The sequence below is a fragment of the Tautonia plasticadhaerens genome (genome assembly GCF_007752535.1).
In the GTDB taxonomy this organism is placed as follows: domain Bacteria; phylum Planctomycetota; class Planctomycetia; order Isosphaerales; family Isosphaeraceae; genus Tautonia; species Tautonia plasticadhaerens.
Genome location: NZ_CP036426.1, coordinates 3,060,298 through 3,074,962, shown reverse-complemented (window position 1 = coordinate 3,074,962; position 14,665 = coordinate 3,060,298). Strand labels below are relative to the sequence as shown.

Below are 14,665 nucleotides of genomic sequence, written 5' to 3'. Positions count from 1 at the left end.
CCGCCGGCAACGGGCCCCCCGAAGAATTGGTGACTGCCGCCCTCGATTTTCACGATGATTTCGGTGTCGGGATTTCCCGAGTCCCGATCGCGCGACGGCCCCGTCGCCCGGGGAATCCGCCCGGCCGAGGAGGATCCCGGTCGACGCAACCGGGCGTCGCCATCCCGGCGACGCTGCTCTTTGGCATCTCGAACGATCGATGCACCCCCGACGCTTGCGACGCGACCCAGGCGTCGTCGAGGGCGGCTGTTCCGGGGAGTCGGAGACCCAAGGCGCCTCCCCGGTGCGCTCCTCGCGGAGCGAAGCCATTTGCTCGGCGCAAGTCCTTTCCACGTCAAGAACTCGCGGATCCTCCGCGGGCGCACCGACCCGCGCCCGGCCGAATCCGGTACGGGGCAACCGCTCCTCGACCCGAACGGGGATTTCACTGCGTCTTCAAGAACGGTCCGGCCGACGGCCGGTGCGCACCGTCCCGGTGCGCGTCTCGCGGAGCGAAGCCATTTGCTCGGCGCAACCCCTTGTCGGCAAACAAACTCGCCCCCACCCCGTCGGCGCACCGACCCGCGCCCGGGCCCCGTTCCGGCGTGGCGGGGAGGCGGCCCGACCGCCTATAATCTCCCGTCCCAGATCAGACCGCACCGAGTCGAGCCCGCCCGGGAGTGCCGTCGTGCTTCGGATCGTGACCTTCCCCCACCCCGCCCTGCGCCACAAGAGCACGCCGGTCCGCCGGATCGACGACCTCGTGCGGGCGGCCGTCCGCCAGATGTTCGGCCTGATGTACGAGGCCAAGGGGATCGGCCTGGCGGCCAACCAGGTCGCCCTGCCGCTCCGGTTCTTCGTCCTGAACGTGACCGGCGACCCGGAGCAGCCCGACCAGGAGCGGGTCTTCATCAACCCGGAGATCCTCAAGCGGGAGTCGGTGGTCGAGGAGGAGGAGGGCTGCCTCAGCCTGCCGACCCTCTACGGCAAGGTCCGTCGCAGCAAGAAGATCCGGTTCCGGGCCTTCGACCTCCAGGGCCGGGCGATCGAGGAGGACGTGGACGGCCTGCTCAGCCGGGCCATCCAGCACGAGCACGACCACCTCGACGGCACCCTGATCACCGACCGCTTCGACCCCCCCGTCCGGGCCGCTAACGCCGCCAAGCTCCGGGAGATCGAGCAGGCCTTCCGCAAGGCGCAGGCCGGCGGCCTCTGGCCCGACGACGAGGCGATGCAACGTCGCGTGGTCGAGCTGGCCGGGCTCGGCGTCGTCCCCCCGGAGGTGCTCGAAGGCCCGCCGCCGCCCCCGGAGCCCGACGGGCTCGCCGCCGAGGGATCGGAGGCGCCCCCCCAGGTCCCCGAGCTTTGAGCCGTCGACCCCGCCCCGGATTCGAACACTCCCGCACCTCCGGAATCGCTCCATGCCCCCGCCGCTCCGACTCGTGATGCTCGGGACCAAGGACTTCGCCCTGCCGACGTTCCTGGCCCTGCTGAAGACCGGGCACGAGGTCGTGGCCCTGGTCACGCAGCCCGATCGGCCCCAGGGCCGGAAGCAGGAGCTGATCCCCAGCCGGATCAAGGCCGAGGCCGTCCGCCTCGGGGTCCGCGTGGAGCAGCCGAAGGACGTGAACGCGCCGGAGGGGGTCGAGCTGATCCGGTCGATGCGGCCGGACCTGCTGGTCACGGCCGCCTACGGCCAGATCCTCTCGGCCGAGCTGCTGGGGGCGGCCCCCCGGGGGGGGATCAACCTGCACGGCTCGGTGCTGCCGAAGTACCGGGGGGCCGCCCCGGTGGCCCGGGCGATCCAGGAGGGGGAGTCGGAGACCGGGGTTACGGTCATCGCCATGTCCCCCCGGGTCGACGCCGGGGGGATGATCGCCGTGGCCCGCACGCCGATCGGCCCGGACGAGACGGCCGGGGAGCTGGAGGAGCGGCTCGCCCGGCTGGGAGCCCCGCTCGTCGTCGAGGCGGTCGACGCCCTGGCCGCCGGGGCGGCGGAGGTCATCCCCCAGGACCCGGCCCTCGCCACGAAGGCGCCGAAGCTCCGCAAGGAATCCGGCGTGATCGACTGGTCCCGATCGGCCCGCCGGATCCACGACCTCGTCCGGGCCATGCAGCCCTGGCCGGCCTCCTCGACCCACTGGCACCCCTCCGGCCCGGGAAAGCCGCCCGTCCGGCTGATCGTCCACCGGGCGATGGCGATCGACGGCGTCGGCGAGCCGGGCCGGGTGATCGCCGCCGGCCCCTCGGGGTTCGACGTGGCGGCCGGGTCCGGGGCCGTCCGGCTCGTCACGCTCCAGGTCCCCGGCAGGAAGGCGATGCCCGCCGCCGAGTTCCTGCGGGGCCACGCCGTGCAGCCCGGGGATCTGCTCGGGCCGGATTCCCCGGGAAGTCCGGTTGCCCCGGCCGGGGAGAGTTCGTAGAGTCGATGGATACCGGCCCCCGCCGGCCGGTACCCGCCAGGGATGATCCCGCCCGAATCCCCACCCCGCCCCCCCTCCGGCCCGGACGCCCCCGAGGACCGCGGAGTCACGTTTCCAAACCCCAGCCCTCCCAGTTAGAATGGGCGAATTGCCGGCCCCGTCGCGGCCCGGCACCCCATCGCCCTTCGCCCCAAGATCCGCCGGGTGGTCGTCCCGGCGGACCGGAGCCTGACGATGTCGGACCCGGCGCCCCCGCTCCCCTCCAAGAAGCTCTACATCGAGACCGTCGGCTGCCAGATGAACGTCCTGGACAGCGAACTGGTCGTCTCCCAACTCCGGAGCGAGGGGTACGAGCTGACCGACGACCCCGGCCAGGCCGACACGATCCTCTACAACACCTGCTCGGTCCGGCAGCACGCCGAGGACAAGATCTACAGCGCCCTGGGCCGGATCAAGCACCTCAAACGGGGTCGCCCCGACGTCTCGATCGGCGTGCTCGGCTGCATGGCCCAGAAGGACCAGAAGCAGATCCTCCACCGGGCCCCGCACGTCGACGTGGTCGCCGGGCCCGGCCAGCTCGGCCGGGTCTCCGAGCTGCTGGAGGCGGCGAAACGGGAGGGCCGGCCCCAACTGGCCGTCTCCCTCGCCCGCAACGCCGGCAAGACGCTGGAGGTCCTCGACTCCTTCCCCACCTTCGACCCCGACCGGGGCCCCGCCGAGCCCACCCCCCGGGGCGCCACCCCCTTCCAGGCGTTCGTCCGGATCCAGATGGGGTGCGACAAGTTCTGCACCTACTGCATCGTCCCCTCCGTCCGGGGGCCCGAGCAGGGGAGGCCGCCCGGACTGATCGTCGAGGAGGCCCGCCGCCTCGTCGGCCAGGGGGTCAGGGAGATCACCCTGCTCGGCCAGACGGTCAATAGTTACAAGTACAACCACGGCGACGGCCGGACCTCCCGCCTCTCCGACCTGCTCGCCGCCCTGCACGACCTCGACGGCCTGCTCCGGCTCAAGTTCGTGACGAATTTCCCCCTGGACATGACCGACGACCTGCTGCAGGCGGTCCGGGATTTGCCGAAGGCCAGCCGCTACCTGCACGTCCCCGCGCAGAGCGGGTGCGACGCGGTCCTCAAACGCATGAAGCGGCTCTATACCGTGGACCAGTACGACGAGATGATGGCCCGGATCCGGGAGACGGTCCCGGGCGTCGCCGTCTCCAGCGACTTCATCGTCGGCTTCTGCGGCGAGACCGAGGAGAGCTTCGGCAAGTCCGTCGAGCTGGTCCGCCGCAGCCGGTTCAAGAACTCGTTCATCTTCAAGTACAGCCCCCGGGCCGGGACCAAGGCCGACGACCGGTTCGACGACGACGTGCCCGAGGAGGTCAAGCGGCGGCGCAACGGCCTCCTCCTGGCCGAGCAGACGGCCATCTGCCGGGAGGACAACCTCCCCTTCGTCGGCCGGGCCGTCGAGGTCCTCGTCGAGGGCCCGAGCAAGGCGGCCGGCCGGCAGGGGGAGTCGGACGGCCCCGGCGGCGTCACCCAGATGACCGGCCGGACGACCTGCGACCGGATCGTCGTCTTCACCGGCAACCGCCGCCAAGCCGGCCACCTGCTGCCGGTCGTGGTCGAGGACGTCAGCGCGGTCACCCTCTTCGGCCGGGTCCTGACCACGGAATCGGCCCCGAGCCCGGGCCCGGAGGCCGCCCTCTCATGAGCCCGATCGTCGCGACCTCGGATAAACTAGACGAGGCCGTCGGGGGCTGGGCCCTGGAGGCCGGCGTGCCGGCCTCGTGGCTGCCCCCCCCGGAGGCGCTCTCGGCCATCGGCCCGGCCTCGGCCACCCTGCGGCCCCCCGCCGACCCCCGGGCGCTGGACGACTGGGAGCGGCGCCACGGCTTCTGCCTGCCCCGGGGGCTCCGCGCCTGGCTCCGCCGCTCCGACGGCTTCTACCCCGAGTCCGGCCCGGCCGTCCACCCGATCGCCGCCATCGGCCCGATGGTCCCCTTCGCCCGGGTCCCCGGCCTGATCGTCCAACCCGAGAGCTGGTTCGAGCTGGGCAACCCGAACGAGGCCGAGACGATCTGCATCGACCTGGCCTACCGCTGGGTCCCCTGCGGCGACGCCCCCATCTTCGCCTCCGGGGACGACCTGACCGGCCTCCCCCCCCGGATCATCGCCCCGAGCTTCGAGGCCTGGTTCGCCCGACTGCTCCGGGAAGGGGGACGCGCCTACTGGCTGGACTCCCACTTCGTCGGCCTCGGCGACCCCTGGGGGGAGCACCGCCGCCGCTCCCCCGCCCCCGAGCTGCCCGATCGACTCCGCAGCCTGATCCCCCACGTCCTCCGCCCGGTCGAATCCGGCCTCGACGACCTCGCCCTCGCCGCCTCGCTCGGCATCTCCCGGTTCGACGCCGAGGCCCTGCTCCGCCACCTCCAGCACGCCCCCGGCGAGGAGGGGGCGTGCTGAGATCGGGAGCCGGCGCGGGCCGTCGGCCTACTCCGATTTCCGGCGATACAGCTCCGCGTAATGCCCGAAGGGGTCGGCCCGGTCGCCGTAGGTCCTGACCAGTTCGAGCCCCTCGATCCCCGGCCTCGCCTGCTCCAGCCCGACCGGCCCGAAGACGGCATAGTCGAACGGCTGGGATCGGACGTCGAAGAAGAACGGGTCGACCAGCGCCTCGACCACCGGGTGGCCCCGCTCGAAGAACTCCAGCACCAGGGACCCGTCGGCGGCGACGAGCGCCCCCGGGGGGATGTCCGCGAGGATCCGGTCGGCGAATACCTCGACCCGGTAGTTCGGATCGTCCCAGTGACCCAGATGCGCCGCCAGGACCCTCAGCCCCGACCCCGGCACCAGCGCCAGGCCCAGCGCGCCGGCCGCGACCGCCGACGCCGCCCGACGCCCCAGCCGGCCGTCGAGCAGGCCCGCCGCGCGGTCCAGGCCCAGGCCGACCGTCACACCCAGCAGGGCGGCCGGGTAGCCGTAATAATCCCGGATGTGGTGCCGGCCCATGAACAGCACCAGCAGCATCGAGGCCGACGCCGCGTGGTAAGCCACCCTCTTCATCCGGGCGTCGCCCCGGAGTGCCTCCCGGGACGCCCAGGTCATCCCCGCACCGTACAGGCCCGCCTGGATCGGCCCCACGTGGTCGAGGAACTGCCGGGCCTGGTAGGCGACCACCCCGGGCAGCCCCAGGAGCGTCCGGCCGAGCCCCGGCCCGGCCCGGCCGAGCACGTTGCCGCCGAACTGGATCCGGAAGAGGTCCGGGTGCAGGGCGATCATCGGCAGCCAGAGCCCGAAGGCCGTCAGGCTCGCCAGGCCGAAGAGGCCCGCCTTCCCCAATTTCCTCCGCCAGGACCCCGCCCCGATCAGCAGCGCCAGCCCCACCTGGGCCGTCGGCACCAGGCCGATCGGGTGGCAGAGCAGGCTCAGGCCCGAGCAGAGGCCGCCGAGCGTCACTTCCCGCCACCGCCGGCCGTCCCGGGCCGTCCACCAGATCGCCCCCAGGCCGAAGGCGATGGCGGCCATGTCCGGCCGGGCGGTCGTGCTCGGGAAGAGGAAGGCCCGGCAGAACACGTAGGAGGCGGCTGCCAGCAACGCCCCCCGGGCCGACCCGGACCAGCGTCCCGCCAGGCTCCAGACGAGGGCGACCGCCGCCATCCCCGCGCCCGCCGAGGACACCCTCGCCGGCCCGAGTCCGTCCCCCAGCACCAGGTGCACCGCCGCTTCCAGGTAGAAGCCCAGGGGGGGGAGGGTGTAGAGGGCCTCGTCGGCCCGGTAGAAGACCGACCCGGGGTCCCGGGCGGGGAGGTACGGGATCGTCGGCAGGCCGGACCGCAGGATCATCATCCCGGGGACGCCGTAGAAGTCCTCGTCCTGGCCGGCCCGGATCCGGTAGAAGAGCGGCACCTGCCAGGCGAGGAAGCCTGCCATCATCAACGCCAGGATCAGCCCGGACCGGTCGGCCCGGCCGCCGGGGGCCGGCGGGTCAGGTTGACACTTCATCGTCCCTCCACTACGTTTCCCCGACCGGCGGGCATCGTCCCCCGATCGTCGTCGTCCAGCCATGTTCGAGGAGCCGCATGAGCCCCGCCACCCGATCCGCCCGACTGCTGTTGGGCTACCTGTTCCGCCTGGGGCTGGGCCTCGGGCTGCTCGGCCTGGCGTTGTGGGCCAATCGGGACCAGATCGAGCTGGTGCTCCGACGCCGGCCGGACTTCGGCCTGTTCGCCGTCGGCTTCGGCCTGTACTTCGCCGGGGTGATCCTCGCCTTCATCCGCTGGTACTTCCTGGTCCGGGCGCTCGGCCTGCCGTTCCGGGTGCGGGACGCGCTGCGGCTGGGGTTCATCGGCCTCCTGTTCAACATGGTCGTGCCGGGAGCCGTGGGGGGCGACTTCGTCAAGGCGGCCTACCTGATGAAGGAGCAGTCCCGCAAGACCCAGGCGGCGGCCTCGGTGGCGATCGACCGGCTGATCGGCCTGCTGGGGATGTTTGTGCTGGCGGTGGTGGTGGGGGCGTTCTCCTGGCAGTCGGTCGAGCCCCCGGTCCGCCGGCTGATCGGCGCGGCGGTGTTCCTGACCGTCGCGGTGACCGCGGTGATGGCCGTCGCCTTCGCCCCGCCGCTCTACCGGCCGCTGGCCACGAGGTTCTCGAAGCGGCGACGGCTCTCCCACATGCTCCACGAGCTGGCCGTGATGGGCTCGACCTATCGCAAACGGATGGACGTGGTGGTGGCGACGGTGGTGATGTCGGCCCTGACCCACGTGCTCAACGTCCTGGCGTTCATGATCATCGGCCGGTCGATCTTCCCGGTCGTGCCGGGGCTGGCCCAGCACTTCCTGATCGTGCCGCTGGTGCTCTTCAGCACGGCGATCCCGCTGCCGTTCGGGGCGCTGGGGGTCTCGGAGCAGATCAGCGACGTGCTGTTCAAGCTGGCCGACTACGACGGCGGGGCGCTGACGATGATGGCCTTCCACGTCGCCCAGTACCTCGGCTCGCTGATCGCCCTGTTCGTCTACCTCGCCAACGCCCGGCAGGTCCGGTCGCTGACCCAGGAGGCGCCGCCGGCCTCGGCGGCCGGCTCGTACCCGGTCACCCGACAGTCCGACCCGGCCCCGGCCGCCCGCCCGTGATCGGGGCGGCGTCGGCGTCGGAGCCCGCCTCGGCGGCCGACTGGAGGACCTCGCCGAGCAGGTAGGTCGGCTTGTCCTGGGATTCGTAATAGGTCCGCATCACCATCTCGGCCACCACCCCGGTGACGATCATCTGGACGCCGGCCAGGAAGAGGGTGATTGCCACCTGCGGCAGCGGGGTCTCGACGAAGTCCTTGTTGGGGAAACCGAGCGCCGGGTAGGCATACTTGTAGAAGAGCATCAGCCCGAACGACCCGAAGCTCAGCGCCACGGCATACAGCCCGACCCGGCCGAAGAAGTGGATCGGCCGCTGGGCGTAGCTCTGGTAGAAGCGGATCAGGATCAGGTCGAGCACCACGTTGAAGGTCCGGCCCAGCCCGTACTTGGTCCGGCCCGACCTCCGGGGCCGGTGGTTGACGACCAACTCCGCCACCCTCGCCCCCTGCCACGAGGCGAAGACGGGGATGAACCGGTGCATCTCGCCGTAGAGCCGGACCCCCCGGAGCACCTCCCGCCGATATGCCTTGAGCGTGCAGCCGAAGTCGTGCAGCGGGACCCGGGAGAGCCGGGCCACCAGCCGGTTGGCGATCCGGGAGGGGACCTTGCGGGTCAGCAGCGTGTCCTTCCGATCCTTCCTCCAGCCGGAGACGACGTCGAAGCCCTCGTCGAGCTTCTCCAGCAGCCTCGGGATGTCGCCCGGGTCGTTCTGGCCGTCGCCGTCCATCGGCACGAGCACCGCCCCCCGGGCCAGGTCCATCGCCGCCGAGAGGGCCGCGGTCTGCCCGCAGTTGGTCCGGAGGAAGGCGACCCGGACGTGCCCCGGGTCGGCCGCCTGGATCTCCCGGAGTCGGGCGGCGGTGCCGTCGGTTGAGCCGTCGTCGACGAAGATGACCTCGAAGCGCAGGGGGATCGGCCCCATCGCCCGGAGGATCTCCCGGTGGAGCGGCCCGACGTTCTCGGCCTCGTCCTTCACGGGGATCAGGACCGACAGGTCGATCGGCGGCCCGTCCGGCTCAGCCGGCGAGGAACTGGATGAGGTGGCGGCGGGCAATGATCAGCGACTCCTTGCGCTTGTCCAGCGCGCCCTCGAAGGCGCGGTCCTCGACCTCGATGGCGACCGGGCCGTCGTAGCCGGCGTCGGAGAGGGCGCCGAAGTACCGGCCCCAGTCGACCTCGCCCAGGCCCGGGATCTTGGGGGTGTGCCAGAGGTTCGGGTAACCCATGATGCCGTGCTCGTTCAGGAGGGCGCGGTCGATCCGGGCGTCCTTGGCGTGGACGTGGTGCAGGCGGTCCTTGAATTCGGAGATCGGGGCGATGTAGTCGACCATCTGCCAGATGAAGTGCGACGGGTCGTAGTTCAGGCCGAAGGCGGGGCTGGGGATGTCGCCGAACATCCGACGCCAGATGGCGGGGGTGCTGGCCAGGTTCTTGCCGCCGGGCCACTCGTCCCGGGTGAAGATCATCGGGCAGTTCTCGATGCCGATCTTCACCCCCCTGTCCTCGGCGAGGGAGACCAGCGGGCGCCAGACCTCCAGGAACCTCGGCCAGTTCTCGTCGATCGAGAGGCCGGGGTCCCGGCCGACGAAGGTGGTGACGACGTTCACGCCCAGAGCCGCCGAGGCCTCGATGACCCGCCGGGTGTGGGCGATCTCCAGCTCGGCCTGGGAGCGGTCGGCCTGGAGGACGTTGGGGTAATATCCGAGCGAGGAGAGCGAAACCCCCTTCGACGCGCAGAGATCCCCGATCCGTTTAATGCCGTCGGCGTCCAGGGCGGTCACGTCGATGTGGGTGACGCCGGCGTAGCGGCGCTCGGCCTTGCCGGGGGGCCAGCAGCAGCATTCGACGCAGGAGAAGCCCTGCTCGGCGGCGACGTCGAGCACCTGTTCCAGCGAGAGGTCGGGGAGGATGGCCGTGTTGAAGCCGAGCTTCATCGCGAGGGCTCCGGCGGTCGGATCCGGTCGGGAGGGCGACGCCCGTCATCCTATGGACAGCAACACCCGGCCGCCATACCGTAGCGGCGGCGATCGGCGGTCTTGAATCGGTCGGGAGCGGACGCATGATCCACGTGAAGGACCTCCGGGTCGACTACGACACGGTCTGTGCGGTGCACGACCTGTCGCTGGAGGTCGGGCCGGGGGAGGTCTGCGGGCTGATCGGCCCCAACGGCGCCGGCAAGACGACGGCGATGCGGGCGATCCTCGGGCTGATCGAGCCGACCTACGGTCAGATCGACCTCGCCGGCGTCGACATGAGGGAGCGGCCCCGGGACGCCTGCAAGGTGGTCGCCTTCATGCCCGACTTCCCGCCGATGTACGACGACCTGAAGGTCTGGGAGTTCCTCGACCTGTTCGCCAACAGCTACTTCATCCCCCGGAAGGAGCGGCCGGGGGTGGTCGACCGCTCCCTGGAACTGGTCGGCCTGATGGAGAAGAAGGACGAATTCGTCGCCACCCTCTCCCGGGGCATGAGGCAGCGGGCGATGCTGGCCAAGACGCTGATCCCCGACCCGAAGGTCCTGCTGCTGGACGAGCCGTCCAGCGGGGTCGACCCGAGGGGGCGAATCGACCTGAAGAACATCCTCCGGAGGCTGGCGAGCGAGGGGAAGACCGTGCTGATCTCCTCGCACATCCTGGCCGAGATGACGGAGTTCTGCACGTCGGTCGCCATCATGGAACGCGGCCGGATGGTGGTCAGCGGCACGGTCGACGCGGTCCGGGACCGGGTCCTGGGGGCCGGGGTGCTGGTGATCGAGGTGCTGGACGGGGCCGACGAGCTGCGGAGGGTCGTCGAGGCCGACCCGGGTGCCTCGGGGGTCGAGCGGGTCAACGGCAGGACGTTCGAGGTCCCGTACCACGGCGACGCCGAGCAGGCGGCCGGGCTGCTCGCGTCGCTCGTCGGCTCGGGGGTGCGGGTGGCCTCGTTCGGCCGTCGCAAGGAAGGGCTCGAGGAGCTCTTCCTGAAGGTCGGCGCCAAGGAGCTCTCGTGATGGCCGGCGTGCTCGACATCGTCCTGGACAACCCGATCCTGACCAAGCACTCCCGGTCCCGGCTGCGTCGCAACCGGGTGGTGCCCTGGTCGATCGTGGTGGTGACGCTCTGCGCCGTCATCTGCTGGGTCTTCTACCAGCAGAACGGGCTGCTCGGCACGACTCCCCTGACCATGGTGATCATGCTCCAGGTCGTCGCGCTGGTCTTCGCCGGTGCGGGGGAGATCGGCGGGTCGGTCGGGGGGGCGAGGGAGAGCGGGATCCTCGACTTCCACCGGGTCTCCCCGGTGCCGCCGCTGTGGCTGGCGATCGGCTTCTTCTTCGGGGCGCCGCTGCTGGAATACTGGCTGACGCTGCTGACGATGCCCTTCGCGATCTTCCTGGCCGTGATCGGGCCCGTGGGCTGGCAGGGGCTCGCGGCCTTCGAGTTCCCCCTGCTGCTGGCCGCCTGGCTGGTGCACACGCTCACGCTGCTGGGGGCGATGGTCAGCAAGAAGCCCAAGGCCGGCAACCGGGGCCTGATCGGCCTGGTCATCTTCGGCCTGTTCATGGGCCAGGGGATCTTCTTCGGCATCCAGTTCTTCCTGTTCGACCTCGCCGGCCAGATGGCGACGATCCGCTTCTTCGGCCTGCCGGTGCCCTGGATGGTCCTGGTGGTCGCGTATGAAGCGATCCTGATCGGCTTCCTGTTCATCCCCTCGGTCCGGCGGATGCGCTCCGACCGGATCCACCTCTTCTCCAAGCCCCAGGCGATCGCGTTCCTGGTCACGATCGTGACCCTGGTGCTCGGGGTGACGTGGTCGCTCCGGGGGTACGACTTCCTCGTCGTCAGCCTGCTCTACGCCCTGGTCTTCGTGGCGATCCTGCTGGCCGTCACGGTCACCCCGGACCGCAGCGAGTACATCAAGGGCCTCCGCCGGGCGATCCGGATGGGCCGGAAGCGGCCGAGCCCCTGGGCCGACCCGGGGGCCAACCGCCTGTCCCTCTTCGTGCTCTGCGCCGTCGTGCTGCTGGGGACGACGGTCGCCTGGGAGGTGGTCGAGGGCCGGGAGCGGGGGGGGCCTTCGGCCTACTCGCAGACGATCGCCATCGGCGTCCTGACGATCGCCTACGTCGGGCTCGGGCTCCAGGCGGCGCAGCTCTACATGAGGAAGCATGGCCACACCCTCTTCGCCCTGTTCCTCTTCTTCGCCTGGATCGTCCCCCTGGTGATCGCCGGGGGGCTGGCCGCCGGCCAGTTCGACCCGCAGGCCTCCCTGACCTCGGCGGCCCTGAGCCCGCTGGCCGGGATCATGATCTCGACCGGCCTGATGGAGGACGCCGGGCCGGCGTTCGAGGTCGGGTTCGGCCCCCCCCGGGTCGCCGCCGTGGGGTCGGCCCTGACCTTCACCTTCCTGTTCCACTTCCTGCTCGATGTGGTCCAGCGGCGGCTCGACCGGGCCGTCCGGGACGTCTCCGCCCGCCGCGACCCCGACCCCTTCGACGACATCCTCGGCGTCCCCGGCGCCCAGAAGGACCCCGAGCTGGCCGACCCGGGCGGCGCCCCATTCGCCCGCGCGGCGGAGGGGTTGGGGGGGGAACCCTCGGCCTGAGCCGTCGGGAGACCCGATGGCGGGGGGGATCGCCCCTCCCGTCGGCCGAGGGCCCTCGGCCGTCCCCTCCCGGTTCGTCGACGAGGCCGGCGGCCGGTGGATCCGGCCGGCGGTTCGGCTATGATGGGGCCTCCCTGGGGGCGGACGGATCGCCCCCGGCCGAGGGCAGCGGATCGACCGGCCGGGAGGGCCCGGCCCCCCCGACGACCCGGTCGAGCGACGATCGAGACCCGAGGAGCCGCACCGACCGATGGAGTGCCTGGGACCTCAGTGCGCCGAGCTGATGCTGGAATGGTTCCGCGCCCGGGCCGCCGAGGCCGGGCCGCCCGGGACGCGGGCCGGGGCCCCGGCCCCGCCCGCCGAGCCGGGCGCCCGGGGCCGGGGCCGACCCGATCAGGGGATGCTCTGGACGAGCGTCTCGTACAACGACGAGGCGCCGGCGATCCGGTCGGAGGCCGAGCTGGAGGGGGCGTTCGAGCACCTGGAGTACGCCGTCTTCCGGCGGTTCGAGAACCAGCTGACCCGGGCCGAGCGGGCGAGGCTGGACAACACGATCCGCAACGTCCTGTTCAAGATCGAGCGCTACGCCGGCACGCTGTCCGGGCCCGAGGGGCCGCAGGTGGAGCGGAGGCGGAAGGCGATCCAGGAGGCCGTCGCCGAGGCGAGGGAGAAGGCCGAGCGGCTGCGGCTCCAGGCCCGCCGGGCCGACCTGAAGCTCGCCCAGCTCGACGGCCTGACCCCCGAGGGGTTCGAGGAGTTCGTGGCCGAGCTGTTCGAGGCGATCGGCTTCGCGGTCGACCGGGTCGGCGGGACCGGCGACGAGGGGATCGACCTGAAGGTGGAGCGCCAGGGGCTCCGTGGCGTCGTACAGTGCAAGTACCACAAGAAGGGGGTGGTGGGGTCTCCCGAGCTGCAGAAGTTCCTGGGGACGATCCACCACTCGGGCAGCCACAAGGGGTTCTTCGTCACGACCAAGACCTTTTCCCTGGCCGCCGAGCGGTTCGCCGCCGATCACCCCATCGAGCTGGTCGACGGCCCGAGGCTCGTCGAGCTGGTCCGGGAGGCGATGGGCCCCGGCGCGGTGAAGGAGCCCGAGCCGGCCTGGTTCTGAGCCCCCCCCGAGATCCCCGAATGGGCGTCACGCACGGGCCTTGACGCCGTTGCATACAATGACGCCTGAACCGGTCACGTGCCGAGCCGGACCTCCCTCCCCGAGGCCGTCCGCCCGAGGCGCCCGCCGAGGGCTCGGCCTCCCGAGACGCCGAGAACCCCCCGAGCGACGGGGCCGTCCCCGCCGCGTACGGGTGCAGATGTGAACGATCGAGGCCGGGCGAGCCGTCGCCCGGCATACGCCTTGCACCGCTCGGATCGCCGATCACGACGGAACCGAGCACCATTCGAGTCTTGACTGGCGACCTCCTCGCGGCTAATCGTGTTCATCAGGCACGGGGAGTCCGTGCCGCCGCGGAGGTCCCAGCCAAGGAGGGTTTGAGATGTCCTGCCCCAGCGACACGTCGACCGCCCCCGTGACCGAGCTGAGCCTGCCCCCGGAATTCGAGGAGCTCACCGGGCTGGTCGAGGCCGACCTGAAGGCCGTCGCCGCCCTGCTCACCCGCCGCGCCCACGAGCGCCTGCTGCTCACCCGCCGAGAATACCGCCAGCTGCACCGCGACCTGCTCAGCCGCCTCTCCGAGGCCGTCAACGAGACCATGGCCCCGCTCACGGCCGAGTGCCGCTGAGCGCGGGACGGGGCGAGTCGTCGGCCCCCCGGCCGGCCGAGTCGCGGAGCGGGACAGGAGGCCCCCCCGATGGCCCGGATCATCCTGGGAGTGACCGGCTCCGTCGCCGCGCTCCGCACCCCGACGCTGCGGGCGGCGCTGCGGGCCGACGGCCACGCCGTCCGCGTGGTCGCCACCGAGGCGGCCCTGAAGTTCTTCGACCCGGCCGACCTCGGCCCCCCCGACGAGGACGACGCCCTCCGCCTCGGCGGCCCGCTCTACCGGGACGCCGACGAATGGGCCTTCGACCGCTGGCGGCGCGACGACCCGGTCCTGCACATCGAGCTGAGACGCTGGGCCGATCTGCTCGTCGTCGCGCCGATCGACGCCAACACGCTGGGCAAGTTCGCCCTCGGATTGAGCGACAATTGCCTCACCTGCCTGTTCCGCGCCTGGGAATTCTCCCGGCCGGTGGTCCTCGCCCCGGCGATGAACACCCTGATGTGGGACAGCCCCGTCACCCGACGCCACCTCCGGCTCCTGCTCGAAGACCGGGGGGACGGCGGCCCCCCGGGCCCCTGGACGCTCGACGAGGCGACCGCGGTCTTCGACCGCCACGCCCCCGGCCTTTCGCTGGTGGCGCCGATCTCCAAGCGCCTGGCCTGCGGGGACGTGGGGGCCGGCGGCATGGCCGAGGTCCCCGAAGTCGTCTCGGCGGCCCGGTCCGCCCTGGGCCGGGTCGGACGGCCCGGGGCGATCGACTGAAGTCGGCGGGTCGGCCGGCCGATGGATGATACCGGATGGGCTCCCGCCGCTCGGGGTCGGGGGGTCGCGTCGCC

At 71.8% G+C, this 14,665-nt stretch carries 13 protein-coding genes; 10 read left to right on the top strand and 3 right to left on the bottom strand.

From position 1 onward, the window contains the following. Nucleotides 1–667 precede the first annotated feature (667 nt). From def to ElP_RS11965, 4 genes are all read left to right on the top strand, one after another. Nucleotides 668–1,348, top strand: a complete 681-nt coding sequence (def, locus tag ElP_RS11980) for a peptide deformylase (protein ID WP_145269550.1) — start codon at nt 668–670, stop codon at nt 1,346–1,348. A gap of 52 nt (nt 1,349–1,400) precedes the next feature. Next, the gene (gene fmt / locus ElP_RS11975) at nt 1,401–2,402 is read left to right on the top strand and encodes a methionyl-tRNA formyltransferase (protein ID WP_145269548.1); all 1,002 of its coding nucleotides are present in this window, start codon (nt 1,401–1,403) and stop codon (nt 2,400–2,402) included. A 234-nt stretch (nt 2,403–2,636) separates the two neighbouring features. Further along, a complete protein-coding gene (miaB, locus tag ElP_RS11970; RefSeq protein ID WP_145269546.1) occupies nt 2,637–4,112 on the top strand; it encodes a tRNA (N6-isopentenyl adenosine(37)-C2)-methylthiotransferase MiaB in 1,476 nt (491 codons plus the stop codon). Further along, the gene (locus tag ElP_RS11965; RefSeq protein ID WP_145269544.1) at nt 4,109–4,864 is read left to right on the top strand and encodes an SMI1/KNR4 family protein; all 756 of its coding nucleotides are present in this window, start codon (nt 4,109–4,111) and stop codon (nt 4,862–4,864) included. The genes miaB and ElP_RS11965 overlap by 4 nt, the downstream gene beginning before the upstream one ends. Nucleotides 4,865–4,891: 27 nt before the next feature. Here ElP_RS11965 and ElP_RS11960 read toward each other — a convergent pair whose 3' ends face one another. Beyond that, nucleotides 4,892–6,403 (bottom strand): ArnT family glycosyltransferase, encoded by a 1,512-nt coding sequence (locus tag ElP_RS11960; RefSeq protein WP_197446913.1) that lies wholly within the window; start codon nt 6,401–6,403, stop codon nt 4,892–4,894. Nucleotides 6,404–6,480: 77 nt separating this feature from the next. On the opposite strand from ElP_RS11960, the gene ElP_RS11955 reads away from it, so the two are divergent. After that, the gene (locus ElP_RS11955; RefSeq protein WP_145269540.1) at nt 6,481–7,530 is read left to right on the top strand and encodes a lysylphosphatidylglycerol synthase transmembrane domain-containing protein; all 1,050 of its coding nucleotides are present in this window, start codon (nt 6,481–6,483) and stop codon (nt 7,528–7,530) included. Here ElP_RS11955 and ElP_RS11950 read toward each other — a convergent pair. Together ElP_RS11950 and ElP_RS11945 are read right to left on the bottom strand one after the other, a co-directional pair. Beyond that, nucleotides 7,490–8,581: a glycosyltransferase family 2 protein gene (locus ElP_RS11950; protein ID WP_197446912.1), complete on the bottom strand. Its 1,092-nt coding sequence runs from the start codon at nt 8,579–8,581 to the stop codon at nt 7,490–7,492. The genes ElP_RS11955 and ElP_RS11950 overlap by 41 nt on opposite strands. Beyond that, nucleotides 8,544–9,461 carry a sugar phosphate isomerase/epimerase family protein gene (locus ElP_RS11945; protein WP_145269539.1) on the bottom strand — a complete coding sequence of 306 codons (918 nt, stop codon included), beginning with the start codon at nt 9,459–9,461 and terminating at the stop codon, nt 8,544–8,546. Before ElP_RS11945 ends, ElP_RS11950 begins: the two co-directional genes overlap by 38 nt. 125 nt (nt 9,462–9,586) lie before the next feature. Here ElP_RS11945 and ElP_RS11940 point away from each other — a divergent pair, with 125 nt between their 5' ends. From ElP_RS11940 to ElP_RS11920, 5 genes are all read left to right on the top strand, one after another. Then, complete coding sequence (locus ElP_RS11940; RefSeq protein ID WP_145269537.1) at nt 9,587–10,516, top strand: ABC transporter ATP-binding protein; 930 nt, start codon at nt 9,587–9,589, stop codon at nt 10,514–10,516. Continuing rightward, nucleotides 10,516–12,108 (top strand): hypothetical protein, encoded by a 1,593-nt coding sequence (locus ElP_RS11935; protein WP_145269535.1) that lies wholly within the window; start codon nt 10,516–10,518, stop codon nt 12,106–12,108. The genes ElP_RS11940 and ElP_RS11935 overlap by 1 nt, the downstream gene beginning before the upstream one ends. 250 nt (nt 12,109–12,358) lie before the next feature. Further along, nucleotides 12,359–13,219: a restriction endonuclease gene (locus tag ElP_RS11930; protein WP_145269533.1), complete on the top strand. Its 861-nt coding sequence runs from the start codon at nt 12,359–12,361 to the stop codon at nt 13,217–13,219. A gap of 382 nt (nt 13,220–13,601) precedes the next feature. Then, entirely contained in the window at nt 13,602–13,847 is a 246-nt protein-coding gene (locus ElP_RS11925; protein ID WP_145269531.1) for a hypothetical protein, read from the top strand. Between the two features lie 69 nt (nt 13,848–13,916). After that, nucleotides 13,917–14,591: a flavoprotein gene (locus tag ElP_RS11920; RefSeq protein WP_145269529.1), complete on the top strand. Its 675-nt coding sequence runs from the start codon at nt 13,917–13,919 to the stop codon at nt 14,589–14,591. Nucleotides 14,592–14,665: the final 74 nt, after the last annotated feature.

Coding starts and splice junctions, on each gene's coding strand:
- ElP_RS11955 (WP_145269540.1), top strand. CDS start 6,481: ATGAGCCCCGCCACCCGATCCGCCCGACTGCTGTTGGGCTACCTGTTC.
- ElP_RS11930 (WP_145269533.1), top strand. CDS start 12,359: ATGGAGTGCCTGGGACCTCAGTGCGCCGAGCTGATGCTGGAATGGTTC.
- ElP_RS11965 (WP_145269544.1), top strand. CDS start 4,109: ATGAGCCCGATCGTCGCGACCTCGGATAAACTAGACGAGGCCGTCGGG.
- ElP_RS11945 (WP_145269539.1), bottom strand. CDS start 9,461: ATGAAGCTCGGCTTCAACACGGCCATCCTCCCCGACCTCTCGCTGGAA.
- ElP_RS11925 (WP_145269531.1), top strand. CDS start 13,602: ATGTCCTGCCCCAGCGACACGTCGACCGCCCCCGTGACCGAGCTGAGC.
- ElP_RS11960 (WP_197446913.1), bottom strand. CDS start 6,403: ATGAAGTGTCAACCTGACCCGCCGGCCCCCGGCGGCCGGGCCGACCGG.
- fmt (WP_145269548.1), top strand. CDS start 1,401: ATGCCCCCGCCGCTCCGACTCGTGATGCTCGGGACCAAGGACTTCGCC.
- miaB (WP_145269546.1), top strand. CDS start 2,637: ATGTCGGACCCGGCGCCCCCGCTCCCCTCCAAGAAGCTCTACATCGAG.
- ElP_RS11935 (WP_145269535.1), top strand. CDS start 10,516: ATGGCCGGCGTGCTCGACATCGTCCTGGACAACCCGATCCTGACCAAG.
- ElP_RS11940 (WP_145269537.1), top strand. CDS start 9,587: ATGATCCACGTGAAGGACCTCCGGGTCGACTACGACACGGTCTGTGCG.
- ElP_RS11920 (WP_145269529.1), top strand. CDS start 13,917: ATGGCCCGGATCATCCTGGGAGTGACCGGCTCCGTCGCCGCGCTCCGC.